Genomic DNA, 16,119 nt, shown 5'->3' on the forward strand with positions numbered 1-16,119 from the left:
CCGTGAACGACGAAACTAAACAATACGTTAATTGGTTCCGCCACTCCTCTCCATACATTAATGCTCATCGTGGAAACACCTTTGTATTGATGTTGAGCGGGGAGTCTGTTGCCGAGCCTAACTTTGCTAACATTGTGCATGATATTGCGCTGCTGAACAGCCTTGGAGTGAGGTTGATTTTAGTGCATGGGTCACGCCCACAAATTAGTGAACGGTTACAACAGAAGTCGATTCCATCACAGTTGCACCATCATCTGCGGGTGACGGATCAAGAGACGATGACCTGTGTAATTGAGGCATCAGCTATTGTGCGTGCCGAGATTGAAGCACGTTTGTCACTTGGGCTGCCGAATACACCTATGGCTGGGTCTCGCATAAAGGTTATTTCTGGTAATTTTGTGACGGCTAAGCCCGTTGGTGTTTTAGATGGTATTGATATGGCTCATACCGGCGAAGTTCGCCGTATAGATCATGAAGCAATTATTCAGCAATTGGATGATGGCAATATCGTTCTTTTATCCCATTTAGGTTATTCGCCGACAGGTGAGTTATTCAATTTATCTGTTGAAGATGTTGCTACTTGTGCCGCAACAGCATTGAGTGCGGATAAATTAATTATTTTTGGTGCTGATAATGGGGTTCTTGATAGTGCAGGGGCGCTTCGCAGTGAACTATTAACGCGTAAAGCTGAACGGTTAGTGAGTCATTACTTATCTTCATTGGAGGATACAGATCAAGCACATACTGAGCTTTCGCGTCATTTAGAGGCGGCAGTTAATGCATGTCGTAAAGGGGTTAAGCGGTGTCATCTGATTAGTTTCAAAGAGGATGGAGCCTTATTAGCTGAGCTGTTTACCCGGGATGGCTCTGGAACGATGATTCTGTCTGAATCTTATGAGCAGCTCAAGAAAGCCAGTATAGAGGATGTAGGTGCTGTATTAGAGTTGATTCGTCCTTTAGAGGAGAATGGGACTTTGGTACGCCGTTCCCGCGAGGTACTGGAGAACGAGATAGAACGCTTTACTTTGATTGAGCGTGACGGCGTTGTTATTGGTTGTGCTGCTCTATATCCATTTGCAGATGAGAAAGTTGGCGAGTTGGCCTGCGTTGTTGTTGCTTCTGAATATAAAGGTGGGGCAAGGGGCGATGAGCTGTTACGCGCAGTGGAGAAGCAAGCTAAAGGGCAAGGTTTAGAAAAGTTGTTTGTTCTGACAACAAAAACAGCCCATTGGTTTATTGAACGTGGTTTTGTTGAAAGTAATGTTGATCAGCTTCCTAAAGAGAAGAAGGCGCTTTTTAACTTGCAACGGAACTCGAAAGTTTTTATACGGGATTTGGGCTAACTTTTTTGTAAAAGGCTAGTCAGGAAAGCGGATAATAAAACAGGCGCCTCCTAAAGGTGAATTTTGCACTTCAATCTCGCCTTGGTAGCTACTGATAATATCGGTAGCTACTGAAAGACCTATACCTTGTCCTTGAATCGAAGTGTCTAAGCGCTCTCCACGTTGTAAGATAACCTGACGCATATCTGGGGTAACGCCCGGTCCATCATCACAGATTGAGAGTTTTAATTCGTCATTAAGATGAGTGCCGGATACACAGACCCGACTATGGCCATATTTAAACGCATTTTCCATAATATTGCCGAGCACTTCCATTAGATCTCGTTCATCACCATGAAAGAGCAGATCATCAGCAAGTTGTACGTCGGTGCGCACCGCTTTATGTCTATATACCTTACCTAGAGCGGCTAGCATTCGTTCAATAATCGGTGTGACTTGTACGGATTTACCTAGTGGTTTTTGATGGCTTTTTACCGCACGAGTGAGCTGATATTGAACGATTTGATCCATTCGTTCCACCTGTTCAGCGACTAGTGTTTGGTAAGTGTGGAGCTCATGTTCTTCGAGCTCAGCTCCTCTCATTACAGCGAGCGGCGTTTTTAAACTATGGGCAAGATCTCCTAAGGTATTGCGATATCGCTCCCGTTGCTTCCTTTCGCTTTCGATCAGCTCGTTTAAGTTTTCAGTGACGGGTTGAACTTCGTCGGGGTAATGGCCACTTAATTTATCCGCTTTACCTGATTCTATCGCTTTTAAGTCGCGCGCTAATCGTCTTAGAGGCGTTAAGCCCCAGCTTAAAATCAATGTTTGTGCGAGCAGTGCGACGAGAAAGATAATCCCTAGCCAGACAATTAATTGCTGTTCATAGGCGGTGATGTCACGTGTAACTAATTCGTCAGACTCCATCACAGTAAATAGGAATGAGTGCTCTTTTCCTTCAGTTTCCCAGATGATACGTAACTGGAAACTGAATACGCCAGCATCGGGTTTATGCTCGAAAAGGGGTTCCCCAGTGGTGATACCAGCTAAGCTGATCACTTCTGATAGTTTTGGATCATCTAGTAGAATGGAGGATAAAGAGCGCCAAAGAAGTTTGCCGTCCTGATCGTGGATTGCCGCATAGAGCCCCGAGTTTACCTGTTCGTAGCGTGGTTCTTGGAGGCGTTCGGGGAAGATAATATGGTCTTCTTTTAGCTCGACGGCACCTAACAGCAGATAAACTTGCAGTTGAAGACGGTCTTTAACTGCATTTTCTAAACTGTAGTTATAGGCTTTACTTAAAGCGATGCCTGCAATGAGAAGCACAATCGGCAATATGACGGCTGAGGCAATAAGTAAGCGCCCCTGCAATGAGTGCAGGGGGGATTTTACATTCACTCGCTATCCTTAGATGTACTTAATGCAAAGCGATAGCCTAGCCCTCGAACCGTTGTAATAGGATCTAGGTTTTGATCGGGGTCTAATTTTTGACGTAATCGACGCACAAAGACTTCCAACACATTACTATCACGGTCAAAATCTTGATGGTAAAGGTGCTCGGTTAACTCGCTTTTTGAAATGGTTTTGCCCGCATTTAAGACTAAGTATTCAAAGGTACGATATTCGTAACTTGTGAGCTTTACCGCTTCATCGTTGCGATAAACAACACGTCCAGTGGTATCAATTTTAATTGGGCCAAATTCAAGAATCGGTTTTGAATGCCCCGCTGCACGTCGTAACAAAGCATTAAGGCGGGCGGTCAGCTCTTCCATATGGAAAGGTTTGACTAGATAGTCATCTGCACCGGCCTCTAAACCTTCTACTTTGTCCTGCCAGTCCCCACGTGCAGTGAGAATGATAATAGGAAACTCTTTGCCTGCCGCACGCCAGCCTCTAATTACTTCAATGCCTGATAACTTAGGTAGTCCTAAGTCGACAATGGCCAGATCGTAGGGATACTCTTCACCCATATAAAGTGCTTCTTCACCGTCAGCACTTTCTTCTACAGTGTAATTATTACTGCCCAATGCCGTTACGAGTTGGCGGCGTAGATCTGGATCATCTTCAACAACGAGTAATTTCATGTCTGATTTAGTCCTTTTCAGGCTTGACGATTTTACCGTTGAGGCTATCTACCAAGATATCCTTAACACGGCCTTCGTTTACAATACGGATTACGTATACGGCTTTGCCATTATGCTCAGATGCTTCTGTTTTGATTACATTCCCTTCTGCATGTTTAGTGGCAATTTCCATCGCTTGTTTTGGCGATAAAACATTCTCTTGCCCATTTGCAAATGCGTTATGACTAAAACCTATAAGGAGAGATGTAAATAACACAGCAACACGTAAATGCTGGTTGAGCATTGTAGAACCTCATACTTTATTGATGGGAATAGTATCCCGTATCCGCTATCAAGTAGTAAATAGAAATGTTTATTTAACTTAACGGTGCGTGTTGGAAGTATAGAGGTAAGTCTAATGCGTATAAACTGTATAGGGAGTGAATAGTGAAGAGGGTATTGATTGCCTACAGGGAAATAAATGGGATGAGTCGGTTAACTCATCCCATAAAACGATGTTGATTACTCGCTATTCTTTGCAGCGTTTACAGGTACTAATACCAAGTATTTTGTAGAGAGGGCACCAGCCAAACACTGCGATGAGAATGACAGGCACGCCTATCCAACCCCAGAGGGTTTGTGGTCCAACAAAGACCAAAGCAATCAGCACTAATCCGACGATGATGCGTATTGCTTTATCAACATTACCAATATTTTTATCCATCATACTCTCCCTATATTAGATAACACTGATAATACTATAGTCGATCTATATCTTAAGTGGAAAGCTACCGGAGGTTTATTTCTCTTTCGCCTGCTTAGCTTTGATTTGACGTACAGAGAGAATGACAAACCGAACATTGTAGATCATACCCAATGTGAGTGCGGTGGCTGCGGTGATGATAAACAAGTTGCCTAGTTCTGGAATTTTAAAATACCAACCCACCCATAATGAAATAATGCTAATAAAGGCAATAGGGAGTCCGGTTTTTATCAGTAAGTTCATCCATTTATCTGAACGGATCTCTTTTTTATCGATACTTGACATGCTTAACCTCAAACTTTTAGATGTTTTACAGGGTAGAGTGCAGTCATCCAGTGATCAAGAGGTTATCAATAATTTATAGTTCAGTCGTAGCATGGAGCGGGAGATTAAATGCGGTTGCGACACCTTTGCAAAACAGTTTGCCCTTAGCAATATTTAGTCCTTTTGCAAAGTTTTCATCTCCTTTGAGAACGCTTTCCCAGCTATTATTTGCCAATTGAATAATATAGGGCAAAGTTGCGTTGGTGAGTGCCATTGTAGATGTGCGTGCGACGGCTCCTGGCATGTTAGCGACGCAATAATGAACTATGCCTTCTTTTGTGAATGTGGGTTCTGTATGGGTTGTGGCATGGCTACTTTCAAAACATCCTCCTTGGTCTATAGCAACATCAACTAACACTGTTCCCTTTTGCATATCTTTTAGATGATCATTTAACACTAGCTTAGGGGCGGCTGCGCCAGGAATAAGGACCGCGCCGATAATTAGATCGCTATGGGTAACGGCTTTATATATGCTATCACTCGTTGCGTATTGGGTTTTTAATCTGCCGTGGAAGAGTGTATCGAGTTCACGCAGTCTATCTGGTGAATTATCGAAAATAGTAGTATCTGCGCCTAAGCCTAAGGCCATCATCGCAGCGTTCGTTCCCACCATACCACCACCTAGAATTGCAACTTTTCCTGCTGCCACCCCGGGAACGCCTCCGAGCAAAACGCCCCGGCCTTGTTGAGATATTTCTAAACAGTGGGCGCCGGCTTGGATGGACATTCGACCGGCGACTTCGCTCATGGGGGCTAGTAAAGGTAATCGGTTGTTTTTATCCGTGATTGTTTCATAGGCGATAGCTGTACATCCGGAGATTAAAAGGGCATCGGTAAGAGGCTGGTTGGCGGCTAAGTGTAGATAGGTAAATAAAACATGATCTGGGCGTAAAAAGGGTATTTCAGAACTAAGTGGCTCTTTTACCTTAACGATTAGTTCAGCGTGCTTCCATATCTCCTCTGCTTGGTGACAGATCGTTGCGCCAGCGTGTTGGTATTGCTGATCACTAAAGCCTATTTGTTCACCCGCGTTTGTTTCTATAAAAAGGGAATGTCCTTGTTGGCACAGCAGTTTGACGCCAGAAGGTGTTAGCCCTACACGGTACTCATGGACTTTGATTTCCTTAGGAATGCCAATACGCATAACGTTCCCTCCCTTGTATATTGTTACTTACAGTTTAGACAAAGAATGGGTAAATCAATTATTGGCATGTTCTGTTGCATAGAAAACAATATATATGCAGGTGGCTTAGCTCTTCATTCTGCTATAATCGGCAATCAGCTAAATAAAACTTTATAACTTCAAAGGTCAATCTAATGCCTCAATATCGCTCTAAGACATCGACTGCGGGTCGTAATATGGCGGGTGCGCGTGCGCTATGGCGTGCGACCGGTATGAAGGATGAGGATTTCCACAAGCCTATTATTGCTGTGGCTAACTCGTTTACTCAATTTGTTCCAGGTCACGTACATCTTAAAGACATGGGACAGCTTGTTGCACGCGAAATTGAAAAGGCGGGTGGCGTAGCAAAAGAATTTAATACGATTGCGGTCGATGATGGTATCGCAATGGGTCATGACGGCATGCTTTATTCTTTGCCGTCCCGAGATATTATTGCCGACTCTGTTGAGTATATGGTCAATGCTCACTGTGCGGATGCATTGGTCTGTATCTCTAACTGTGACAAGATCACACCGGGAATGTTGATGGCAGCTATGCGCCTAAATATCCCAGTTATCTTTGTTTCCGGTGGACCTATGGAGGCGGGCAAAACGAAACTGTCTGAGCATAAATTGGATCTGGTTGATGCAATGGTTCTGGCGGTAGATCCTGATGCGACAGATGAGATGGTGGATGCAGTTGAGCGTTCAGCCTGCCCTACTTGTGGCTCTTGCTCGGGTATGTTTACGGCCAACTCTATGAACTGTCTTGCTGAAGCTCTAGGTTTGGCACTTCCAGGTAATGGGACTGTAGTCGCTACCCATGCAGATCGCGAACAGCTATTTTTAGGGGCCGGTCGTACCATTGTTGAGATGGCGAAGAAGTATTATGAACAGGATGACGAAGGTGTATTGCCTCGTTCTGTTGGCTTTAAAGCGTTTGAAAATGCGATCACACTAGATATTGCTATGGGTGGTTCTACCAACACCATTCTTCACCTTTTAGCAATTGCTCAGGAAGCAGAGATCGACTTTACGATGAAAGATATAGATCGTCTTTCACGCGTTGTTCCTCAACTATGTAAAGTGGCGCCAAATACCCCTAAATACCATGTTGAAGATGTGCATCGCGCAGGCGGAATTATGGGTATTTTGGGTGAGCTAGATCGAGCTGGTCGCTTACATACAGATGTCCCTACTGTGCATGAAGCTACAATGAAGGATGCGCTAGATAAATGGGATATTATGCGGAATCCTTCACCAGAAATAATGGAATTTTATAAGGCAGGCCCTGCAGGTATCCCAACTCAGACTGCATTCAGCCAAGCAACACGTTGGCCTACATTGGATGGTGATCGTGAAAATGGTTGTATCCGTTCGATCGAAAATGCGTACTCCTTAGAAGGTGGTTTGGCTGTCTTGCACGGTAATATTGCTGTGGATGGTTGCGTTGTTAAATCTGCTGGTGTTGATGAGTCTATTCTTGTATTTGAAGGTCCTGCACATATTACTGAATCTCAAGATGAGGCTGTTGCCAACATTCTGGATGATAAAGTTAAAGCAGGCGATGTTGTAATCGTGCGTTACGAAGGGCCTAAGGGTGGTCCAGGTATGCAGGAGATGCTTTATCCAACCTCGTATATTAAATCTAAAGGCTTAGGTAAAGCCTGCGCACTATTAACTGATGGTCGTTTTTCCGGTGGTACGTCTGGCCTATCTATTGGCCATGTGTCCCCTGAAGCGGCGGCTGGTGGTGCAATTGGTTTAGTACGTAATGGAGATCGTATTCGGATCGACATTCCTAACCGTACAATCGATGTTCTGTTGTCAGATGAAGAGCTTGCAGCTCGTCGTGTAGAGCAAGATAAATTGGGATGGAAGCCTGTTCAAGAGCGTCCGCGTAAAGTGTCTGCGGCGCTGAAGGCTTATGCTTTGTTGGCTACATCGGCTGACAAAGGTGCCGTGCGTGATCTGAGCATGCTCGATTAAGGTTTTTGCACAATCTAATAAGGGCTGATGGATATTCCATCGGCCCTTTTTTTGTCTTTAGTTTATGGTTTTTTTTATCAGAGTAAGCTCTCAACCGCTTGCCACAGTAAGCGTATGGCGAGCAAGGTAATCACGACTCTAAAAATATTGGAAAAGTACTTAGTGGGTATTTTATGTAACATTTTCAGCCCTAGCCAAGTGCCGAAGATGCCACCTAAAATCATCAATATGGCTAAAGGTAGCCACTCCCAAAATGCAAAGCCAACAAATGTAAATACAAGTATTTTTAGAAGATGTTGCAGGCTCATGCAGGTTGCAAAGGTGCTGGTCGTGGTAAATTTATCGTAGCTTTGGCGATGCACAAAACCTGCAACAAGGGGGCCGGTTGCGCCAACAAACATTGAGATCAGTGTTGTCCCTAACCCAGCCAATAGATAGCCTTTATTACCCATCTGCTGCTGTTTTGGTTTTGGTCCCCAAATTAGATATAAAATGAAGAACGCTACGCTCAATTGAATTAAAACAAGTGGAAGCTGAATCACAATAAATGAGGCGCAAAGGGCACCTAGCAAAGCGCCGATGGAGAAGAATTTAACCATGGTCCAGTCGGTATGCTGTTTGGTCATCCAAGCCCTGTTTCCATTTGAACCAAGCTGGACGAGGCCGTGGACAGGTATAAGGGCCGCTGGCGGGAGAACTGAGGCTAGAATAGCTAAGAGAAGCACCCCTCCGCCTATTCCCATCGCTGCAGTTATAAATGAAGTTACTGCAGAAGATAGGATTAGGAGCAGAGATAGCTCAATATTATCTAATAAATGCATTAGGATTCGAAAAGGTGTTTATTTATCACTGAGTGATGCCATCACTTGCTGAGACCAGTTTAAGCTATGTCGATAAGCGGTCTCATAGTAGGCTTTATCTAGTAGAAAGGTCATTTTATCAAATTCACCACTTTCATATTGGCAAACTTGCTCTAAGATCTGCCCTAATTGACCTTCGTGGTTTAGCAGTGCAGCTTTAACATCGTTCTGGAGTGAGACTTGTGTTAGCAGGTCAGGCATCTCCATATCGAGTAGCGCATCAAGTTTTGAAAATAGCCCTGCAATAAAGTTATTAATAGGTTGCTCTCTGCCAAGCATTTCGGCGAGCAACTCGCACATACGCCCTCTTACCAGCATCGAGCGTGTTAATTCTTCCGGTTTTTCTTGGGTATCGGTGACTAAGAAGAGGCTGACCCATTTACGAATTTGATCAAATCCCAATAAGCTAATCGCGTGAGATAAAGACTCTATCTCTCTTGGGAAATTGAATGCCGCAGAATTGACCACGCGTAAGATTCGATAGGTGAGCAAAGGATCATTAATAACGATCTGTTCAACCGATTGAGCTGTTGCTTGAGGGCTTTGTAGCTCCACCATCATCTGTAAGAGTAGAACCTTGCTGCTGCCTAATTTTTTACCTTTGACAGGCTCTGGCTTACTTAAGAAATACCCTTGGAAAAGAGCAAAGCCAAGTTCATAGCACTGACGAAACTCTTCTTTTGTCTCGACTTTGTCTGCTAGTAATTCTAGGTTATAGGGTCGAAGGTGTTTAACTATAGAGGGTAGAGTATCCAGCCCGATAGATTGCACATCGAGTTTTAGAATATGTACAAGATTGAGTAAAGGTTCAAACTTAGGTTCTAGCCTATATTCGGATAGCGCGAGCCGATAACCTTGCTCTCCTAACTCTTTAACACGTTCAATAAGGGCGGGAGTTATTTCTGAATGGCCTAAGATCTCGAGAATGAAGTTTTCTTTGGGTAGTTCAGGAAAGTTTTCCGCCATTAAGGTTGTGTCGGTTAATTTCAGATAACAGGGTAGTGAGCGAACTTGACCATGTTGGCAGATGCTCGTATAGGTATTAAGGATCACTGAAGAGGTGGCGAGATGATCGTTAATCGTTAAAGAGTTGTCATCATTACGGTACAGTAGCAAATACGCAACAACGTCCTGACTTTTATTAAATACAGGCTGACGGGCTAATAGGAGATCCATTGGTTCATCTGTATCAATACTATCTGTCATTCTCGGTTCCTTAGCTGTATACGTATATTAATAATTATATCTTTGTTTGTGTTTATTTCTGTAAAAAACCACGATTTTTTAGAAATGCCAGCATATGCGGTCTCGCTTCTTTTTGTAGCATGCCAGAGATCTGTTCACTCCATGTCATATCTTTTTGACCACCGGTTCTATTTAAATAATATTCACGGACTTGATGGTCATATTCGCTGATTAGCTCTCTGTCTTGAGTGCTATCATAGGTATCTTGTTTTAATACCATATCTAAGGGTAGTCGGGGTTTAACTTCAGGGTTTTGGTCAGGAAAGCCTAAACACATACCGAAAACGGGATAAACGAGCTCTGGCAGATTTAAGGTTTCAGAAACCAAATCTATCTTGTTACGAATTCCACCAATATAGACTATACCTAATCCCTCTGATTCGGCAGCGATTGCAACGTTTTGGGCGAAGAGCGCGCAATCAACAGTAGCGGTAATAAACTGTTCGGTGAAGCCCGATAGCATCTCTGCATCATGCATATCACAGCTTATTTTATGGCGATTCATATCTGCACAAAAAATGAGAAAGGTTGGGGCGTCGTTAACGTAAGTTTGATTGCCTGCCCACTCCGCAATATTTGCTCTATTCCCTTCGTCATTTACTTGAATAACGGTGCAAGCCTGAATAAAACTGGAGGTTGCTGCGGCTTGTCCTGCTTGGACAACGCTATTGATTAATGCTTGCTCGATCTTTTGGTCTTTAAATTTTCTGATAGAGCGATGAGAGTTAAGTAACTCGATAACTGTATTCATAATTGCCCATGAGGTGCTATAGATATTGGTATATAAGAGTTTTTAAGTGCTATTTGTAACATAGGGTTATGGCTAGCAGAAGTCTTATTGTTAAGCCGTGTTGAATTGGGTAATTCTTTACCCCATTTTGAACTATCCGTTTATGCTTAGGTCTACAGTTTAACTGTTTTGAGTGGAAATATAATTAGTGAAAAATAAGTATCAACAGGAAGGTGCCACCCTGCTCGTGTTTTGTAAACAACCGAGACTAAATCAGGGGAAGCAACGAATAGCTGCCACACTGGGAGCAGAGACAGCGTTTAATCTGGCATCTGCTTTGTTGGATTGTGCTTTGGAAGACGCCACTAAATGGAGAGGTCCTGTTGTGCTATCGCCAGCAGGCCCAGAAGAGATTGAGTGGGCGCAAGGTCTATTAACAGACGCTGAGGTACTCGCCCAACCGCAGGGTAGTTTAGGGCAACGAATAATGGCAGTTGATCAGCAGTTACGTGATCAAGGCCATAAAAAAATAATTATTATAGGTACTGATGCTCCTATCTTAAATGAGAGGGTTTTTACCTGTGCTTTAGACGCCTTAAAAACCCAAGATGTTACTTTTAGTGCCGCCGAAGATGGGGGTGTCACTTTAATGGGAAGCAATAGCCATTGGCCTGAAATTGCCGATCTTCCTTGGAGTACCGATCGTTTAGGTGAGGCTCTTTATCATGCTTGTATCGATGCTGAACGTTCAGTTGCCTATGCTCCACCAAGTTATGATATTGATTACGAAAAAGATCTGCACAAGTTGATAGTAGATTTAGCTGATGATGTAAGATCATCACGGCAAGCCTTGTTAAGGCTTGTTCAATCTATTACTCATAACGACACTATTAAAGTGACAAGTTAACCCCAGTTAGGCGATTAAAAAATGCAACGTATTCATACAGATAACTGGTTTGTCACTCCTGACGGTAAACCTAGAGGTTATATAGAGCCTCATGCACTACGAGAACTTTGGTTTCATACTGGCACTGCGTGTAACTTACAATGTTCTTTTTGTTTGGAAGGTTCAGGGCCAGGTGACACCCGATTAGATTTAGTCAAGTTTGCGGATGTTAAACCGCTGATTGATGAAGCATTAACCTTAGATGTAGAGCAATTCTCCTTTACCGGCGGAGAGCCTTTTCTCGCAAAGCAACTTGTACAAATTTTAGCTTATGCGGCTAAGTTTAAACCTTGCCTTGTGCTCACTAATGGTACCGATGCCCTTCAGCAAAGAATGGATGAAGTGCGTTCGCTGCAAGATGCAGAACACCCTGTTAGTTTTCGTATTAGTATAGATTACGCTGCTGCGCAACGGCATGATGCTGGACGAGGAGAGGGTAATTTTGATAAAGCGATGCAAGGCCTTAAAGCATTATACGATTTAGGGTTCCCCGTTTCTGTTGCACGACATATGGAAAAAGAGGAACAGCGTGAAGAGGTTGAGGTGTCTTACCGTGATCTGTTTATTGCTTACGGTTTACCGGAAGATCTGCATATTGTTGCTTTCCCTGACTTTGCTACCCCTGGAAGCTTACCTCATGTCCCTCAAGTGACGACAAGTTGTATGACTACTTATCAGACCGAAAAAAGCCGGAAGGACTTTATGTGTGCTTTTAGCAAAATGGTTGTGAAAAAAAACGGGCAGATGAAAGTGTATGCTTGTACGCTGGTGGATGATGATGAAGAGTATGATCAGGGGTTTAGTTTAACTGAAAGTTTAAGTGAAAGAATTAGCATGAAACATCATCGTTGCTATAGTTGTTTTGCTTATGGCTCCTCATGTAGCGAGGCGTAGCTATTTGAGATGTTAATGATGATCCATTTAAATAAGGAGACATAAGTGTTAGGAATTATTGGTGGTACAGGGATCTATCAATTAGAAGGTTTAGAAGTTGTTGGCGAGCACGATGTTGATACGCCTTTTGGGAAACCGTCAGCACCGATTATTGAGGGTAAAAGAGGAAGCAGAACCTTGTTCTTTTTACCTCGACACGGTCGCCAACATCAGCTTCTTCCTTCTGAGGTAAATTATCGCGCTAATATTTGGGCGTTAAAGTCTTTAGGTGTGACTCAGGTTGTTGGTCTTTCTGCTGTGGGTAGTTTGCAGGAAGAGGTTGCGCCGGGAGATCTGTCACTCCCTAGTCAGTATTTTGATTTTGTAAAAGGTAATCGCGAGAAAACTTTTTTTGGTAAAGGTTTGGCTGCACATGTTTCAACGGCAGAACCTACATGCCATTGTTTGTCAGAAAGTTTAGTTGCTGCAGGTGAAAGCGTTGATATAAAACTTCATACTGATAAAACTTATGGTTGTGTCGATGGACCGCGTTTAGGTACACGGGCAGAGAGCTTTTTTCTGAGAGGAGCCGCAGGTTGTGATTTGGTTGGAATGACCAATGTGCCTGAGGTCTTTTTAGCGCGTGAAGCACAGCTTTGCTATTGCACTATCGCTATAGCTACCGATTATGATTGCTGGTTGGATGATCCTGATCAGCATGTATCAGTAGAGCAGGTTATTGCGCGTTATGGAGCAAGTTTAGAAAAAGCTAAAACTTTACTGACCGCTTTTATTGATCAAGATGAAGTGGAATATACTTGCTCTTGCCGAACCAGTTTAGCGGCTGCAGTGTTGACCCCTAAAGACGCGTTAAACGCCGAGCAACGCTCTTTACTCGAGGTGTTCAGTTCCTAAGTATGGAGCACTCTCTATCTGTTTCTATTGTTATTCCCATCGGGCCTGCGGAGTCCATTATTCCTGTGGGGTTGATCGAGGATCTTCGATCAATCCCTTCTGCAAGTGAAATTATCTTTGTTGTCTGTCATCAACGATTCGATGACCAATATAAGCAAGATATTGTGGCAACCTTGGCGCCTTTTCAGGTAAGTTGGCTTGAATCAGGTCAAGGGCGGGCAGTGCAGATGAATTATGGTGCCCAAGCGGCGCAAGGTGAGTTCATTTGGTTTCTGCATGTCGATAGTCGCTTTAGCGTTGAGTTAGTCGAAAGCTTATGGGTTAATTTATCGAGGGCACCGGATAAACTGCATTACTGTTTATTACAGTTTTTGGCGGATGGTTCTAATGGTATGGCGTTAAATGGTTGGGGTGCTAATCTGCGCTCTCGGCTATTAGGCATACCGTTTGGAGATCAAGGCTTTGCGATTAGTAAAACGCTTTTCGCACAAGTGGGAGGCTATCCTGAAGATGCATCTTATGGGGAAGACCATCTGTTTGTGTGGTACGCAAGGCAGCGGGGAATAAAGGTAAAATGTTGTACTCAATATCTGCAAACGAGTGCTAGAAAATACAGAGATAAAGGGTGGTGGTATCTTACCTGCCGTTATCAATACTTATGGATAAGGCAGGCAATTCCTGAATTACTTAAGCTGTTAAAGCAGCGCTATTTCTCTGCACGCTGCCAGCGATGAAACTTTTCTAACCACTGTAAAACTTTCTGAGGCGCATGAGCTCGCTTCCACTCTCCCGCTGCATATTTGTTCGCTTCACTTAAGGTTGGATAAATATGGATCGTCCCTAGTAACTTGTTAAGACCTAAGCCATGTTTTATCGCAGTGACGAACTCAGTGATTAACTCACCGGAGTGTGGTCCAACAATAGTTGCACCTAAGATTTTATCTTTGCCGGGCACTGTGAGTATTTTTACCATACCGTGGGCATCATTATCTGCAATAGCGCGATCAAGCTCCGCTAAATCAAAGCGAGTGACTTCATAAGCTATATTTTGTGCTTTTGCTTCTTGCTCGTTTAAACCGACGCGCGCGACCTCAGGGTCCGTAAAGGTTGCTGCAGGAATAACGGAATAATCGACTTTGAATTTCTTAAATTTGCCAAACAATGCGTTGACCGCTGCGTACCACGCTTGATGTGCTGCGGCATGAGTAAATTGGAAGGGACCAGCGACATCTCCACAGGCATAAACATTAGGGAATCTTGTTTGTAGATATTCATTTACATCAATTGTGCCGTTGCCTCTAATATCTATATTAAGATTTTCTAGGCCGAAACCTTCAATATTTGCTTGTCTTCCTATCGCCACGAGAAGTTGGTCGAACGGGATTTCTTCGATTTGCCCTTTATATTCGCTGATCAAAATCTTTTCGCCATCGCGTTCTATAAATTCACGCATCTTTCTATCATTTAAGATATTAATACCTTCTGCGCTGAAGCGTTCAGTTACTAGGGCTGAAACATCTTCATCTTCTCTCGACATGATCCGCCCATCGGGCAGTAAGATACTGACTTCAGAACCAAAGCGAGCAAAACACTGGCTTAATTCACAGCCAATCGGACCACCACCGATTACTAATAAGCGTTTAGGCAGTTCACGAATTTTCCATAAGTTATCTGATGTAAGAGGATTCATCGCTTCTATGTTTTTTACGGCGGGCATGCGTGGGCGAGCACCTGTCGCGATAACAATGTTGCGGGTTGTAATAATTTCGCCATTCACCACGACTTCATAGGGATTCAATATAGTTGCAGCACCTTGAATACAATCCACACCTAGACCTGTGTAACGCTCAATTGAATCGTGGGGTTCTACTGTTTTAATAACCTCTTGAACTCGTTCCATCACGTCCGCGAAATTGAAGCTGACTTCGCTCTTTTCTATACCGTATTCCTTGCAGCGTTTATTATCTGATACAAACCGCGCTGAGCGAATGAGTGCTTTTGACGGTACACAACCAGTATTCAAACAGTCGCCTCCCATCAGGTTTTTCTCGACTAAGCTGACTTTTGCTTTTACCGCCGCTGCAATATACGACGTTACTAAGCCTGCTGAACCTGCGCCAATAACAACGATATTCGTATCGAATTTTGTTGGTTTTTTAATGCCTGCATAAACTTTTCTGCTTTGTAGCAGCTCAATTACTTTCTTTGCAATCAATGGGAAAACTCCAAGGAGGGTGAAGGATGCCAGCATACTAGGGGATAATATTCCGGATAGGCTTTCTAGTTGGCCTAACTGAGTGCCTGCATTAACGAAGACAATTGTTCCCGCTAACATTCCTAGCTGGCTCACCCAATAAAATGTCCATGTTTTTATGGGAGTAACTCCCATAGCTAAGTTGATAACGAAAAAAGGAAATAGAGGAACCAAGCGAAGTGTGAATAGATAAAATGCGCCTTCTTTCTCGATACCTTTATTAATAGCGGATAACTGACTAGCAAAGCGATTTTGGATGCTATCGCGCAAGATCAAACGAGAGAAAAGAAAAGCGAGCGTTGCCCCAATTGAGCTGGCGAAGGATACAAGAAGTAACCCCGTTGTTAAGCCAAATAGGGCGCCTGCTGCAAGTGTCATTATTGCTGCACCAGGAAGGGATAAACCGGTTACCACGATATAAAGGCCGAAAAACACAGCTGCCGTTAGAATCGGGCTCGTTGCATATTGTTGATCGAATCGTGCTTGGTTTTCTTTAATAAATGCCAAATTAAAATATTGGTTTAGATCAAAGAAGAAGAATGCGACGATGGCCGACGCGATGATTAATAAAAGAGAAAGCTTTTTCATCAATAATATGCTCAAGAATAAGGTTATTGAATGATTAGTCTTTATCTTGAGTGATAAGTTCAATGTTAACTTATCGTTTTCTTAGT

General features: G+C 43.4%; 16 protein-coding genes. 6 read left to right on the top strand and 10 right to left on the bottom strand.

Annotated elements, in window-relative coordinates; genetic code table 11:
• The first annotated feature begins 2 nt into the window (after positions 1 to 2).
• Positions 3 to 1,343, top strand: a complete 1,341-nt coding sequence (gene argA, locus Q4486_RS12550) for an amino-acid N-acetyltransferase (protein ID WP_303519652.1) — start codon at positions 3 to 5, stop codon at positions 1,341 to 1,343.
• A gap of 15 nt (positions 1,344 to 1,358) precedes the next feature.
• Here argA and Q4486_RS12555 read toward each other — a convergent pair whose 3' ends face one another.
• From Q4486_RS12555 to ald, 6 genes are all read right to left on the bottom strand, one after another.
• The gene (locus tag Q4486_RS12555) at positions 1,359 to 2,720 is read right to left on the bottom strand and encodes an ATP-binding protein (protein WP_303519653.1); all 1,362 of its coding nucleotides are present in this window, start codon (positions 2,718 to 2,720) and stop codon (positions 1,359 to 1,361) included.
• Positions 2,717 to 3,406, bottom strand: a complete 690-nt coding sequence (locus Q4486_RS12560) for a response regulator transcription factor (protein WP_303417680.1) — start codon at positions 3,404 to 3,406, stop codon at positions 2,717 to 2,719. Before Q4486_RS12560 ends, Q4486_RS12555 begins: the two co-directional genes overlap by 4 nt.
• Before the next feature lie 7 nt (positions 3,407 to 3,413).
• Positions 3,414 to 3,689 (bottom strand): PepSY domain-containing protein, encoded by a 276-nt coding sequence (locus Q4486_RS12565; RefSeq protein ID WP_303519654.1) that lies wholly within the window; start codon positions 3,687 to 3,689, stop codon positions 3,414 to 3,416.
• 225 nt (positions 3,690 to 3,914) lie between these two features.
• Positions 3,915 to 4,112, bottom strand: coding sequence for a DUF2892 domain-containing protein (locus tag Q4486_RS12570; protein WP_303519655.1), 198 nt, complete (start codon positions 4,110 to 4,112; stop codon positions 3,915 to 3,917).
• A 72-nt stretch (positions 4,113 to 4,184) separates the two neighbouring features.
• Positions 4,185 to 4,433, bottom strand: a complete 249-nt coding sequence (locus Q4486_RS12575) for a hypothetical protein (RefSeq protein ID WP_303417674.1) — start codon at positions 4,431 to 4,433, stop codon at positions 4,185 to 4,187.
• Between the two features lie 73 nt (positions 4,434 to 4,506).
• Complete coding sequence (gene ald / locus Q4486_RS12580) at positions 4,507 to 5,616, bottom strand: alanine dehydrogenase (protein ID WP_303519656.1); 1,110 nt, start codon at positions 5,614 to 5,616, stop codon at positions 4,507 to 4,509.
• A gap of 173 nt (positions 5,617 to 5,789) precedes the next feature.
• On the opposite strand from ald, the gene ilvD reads away from it, so the two are divergent.
• Positions 5,790 to 7,622 (top strand): dihydroxy-acid dehydratase, encoded by a 1,833-nt coding sequence (ilvD, locus tag Q4486_RS12585; RefSeq protein ID WP_303417670.1) that lies wholly within the window; start codon positions 5,790 to 5,792, stop codon positions 7,620 to 7,622.
• A gap of 77 nt (positions 7,623 to 7,699) precedes the next feature.
• Here ilvD and Q4486_RS12590 read toward each other — a convergent pair whose 3' ends face one another.
• The 3 genes from Q4486_RS12590 to nfsA are packed head-to-tail and all read right to left on the bottom strand — an operon-like array spanning position 7,700 to position 10,478.
• The gene (locus Q4486_RS12590; RefSeq protein WP_067866725.1) at positions 7,700 to 8,443 is read right to left on the bottom strand and encodes a sulfite exporter TauE/SafE family protein; all 744 of its coding nucleotides are present in this window, start codon (positions 8,441 to 8,443) and stop codon (positions 7,700 to 7,702) included.
• 18 nt (positions 8,444 to 8,461) lie between these two features.
• Positions 8,462 to 9,688 carry an EAL and HDOD domain-containing protein gene (locus Q4486_RS12595; protein ID WP_303417667.1) on the bottom strand — a complete coding sequence of 409 codons (1,227 nt, stop codon included), beginning with the start codon at positions 9,686 to 9,688 and terminating at the stop codon, positions 8,462 to 8,464.
• Between the two features lie 52 nt (positions 9,689 to 9,740).
• Positions 9,741 to 10,478, bottom strand: coding sequence for an oxygen-insensitive NADPH nitroreductase (gene nfsA, locus Q4486_RS12600; protein ID WP_303417665.1), 738 nt, complete (start codon positions 10,476 to 10,478; stop codon positions 9,741 to 9,743).
• A 187-nt stretch (positions 10,479 to 10,665) separates the two neighbouring features.
• On the opposite strand from nfsA, the gene Q4486_RS12605 reads away from it, so the two are divergent.
• Genes Q4486_RS12605 through Q4486_RS12620 form a run of 4 tightly spaced genes read left to right on the top strand, consistent with a single transcriptional unit; the run spans position 10,666 to position 13,925 of the window.
• The gene (locus Q4486_RS12605) at positions 10,666 to 11,364 is read left to right on the top strand and encodes a DUF2064 domain-containing protein (RefSeq protein ID WP_303519657.1); all 699 of its coding nucleotides are present in this window, start codon (positions 10,666 to 10,668) and stop codon (positions 11,362 to 11,364) included.
• A gap of 21 nt (positions 11,365 to 11,385) precedes the next feature.
• Entirely contained in the window at positions 11,386 to 12,297 is a 912-nt protein-coding gene (locus tag Q4486_RS12610; protein ID WP_303519658.1) for a radical SAM protein, read from the top strand.
• Between the two features lie 45 nt (positions 12,298 to 12,342).
• Positions 12,343 to 13,191: an S-methyl-5'-thioadenosine phosphorylase gene (mtnP, locus tag Q4486_RS12615; protein ID WP_303519659.1), complete on the top strand. Its 849-nt coding sequence runs from the start codon at positions 12,343 to 12,345 to the stop codon at positions 13,189 to 13,191.
• Between the two features lie 2 nt (positions 13,192 to 13,193).
• Complete coding sequence (locus Q4486_RS12620; protein ID WP_303519660.1) at positions 13,194 to 13,925, top strand: glycosyltransferase; 732 nt, start codon at positions 13,194 to 13,196, stop codon at positions 13,923 to 13,925.
• Here the strand turns inward: Q4486_RS12620 and lpdA are convergent.
• Positions 13,898 to 16,033, bottom strand: a complete 2,136-nt coding sequence (gene lpdA, locus Q4486_RS12625) for a dihydrolipoyl dehydrogenase (RefSeq protein ID WP_303519661.1) — start codon at positions 16,031 to 16,033, stop codon at positions 13,898 to 13,900. The two genes, Q4486_RS12620 and lpdA, sit on opposite strands and share 28 nt — an antisense overlap.
• Positions 16,034 to 16,119: the final 86 nt, after the last annotated feature.

The organism is Neptuniibacter sp. 2_MG-2023, assembly GCF_030547495.1.
Lineage (GTDB): Bacteria > Pseudomonadota > Gammaproteobacteria > Pseudomonadales > Balneatricaceae > Neptuniibacter.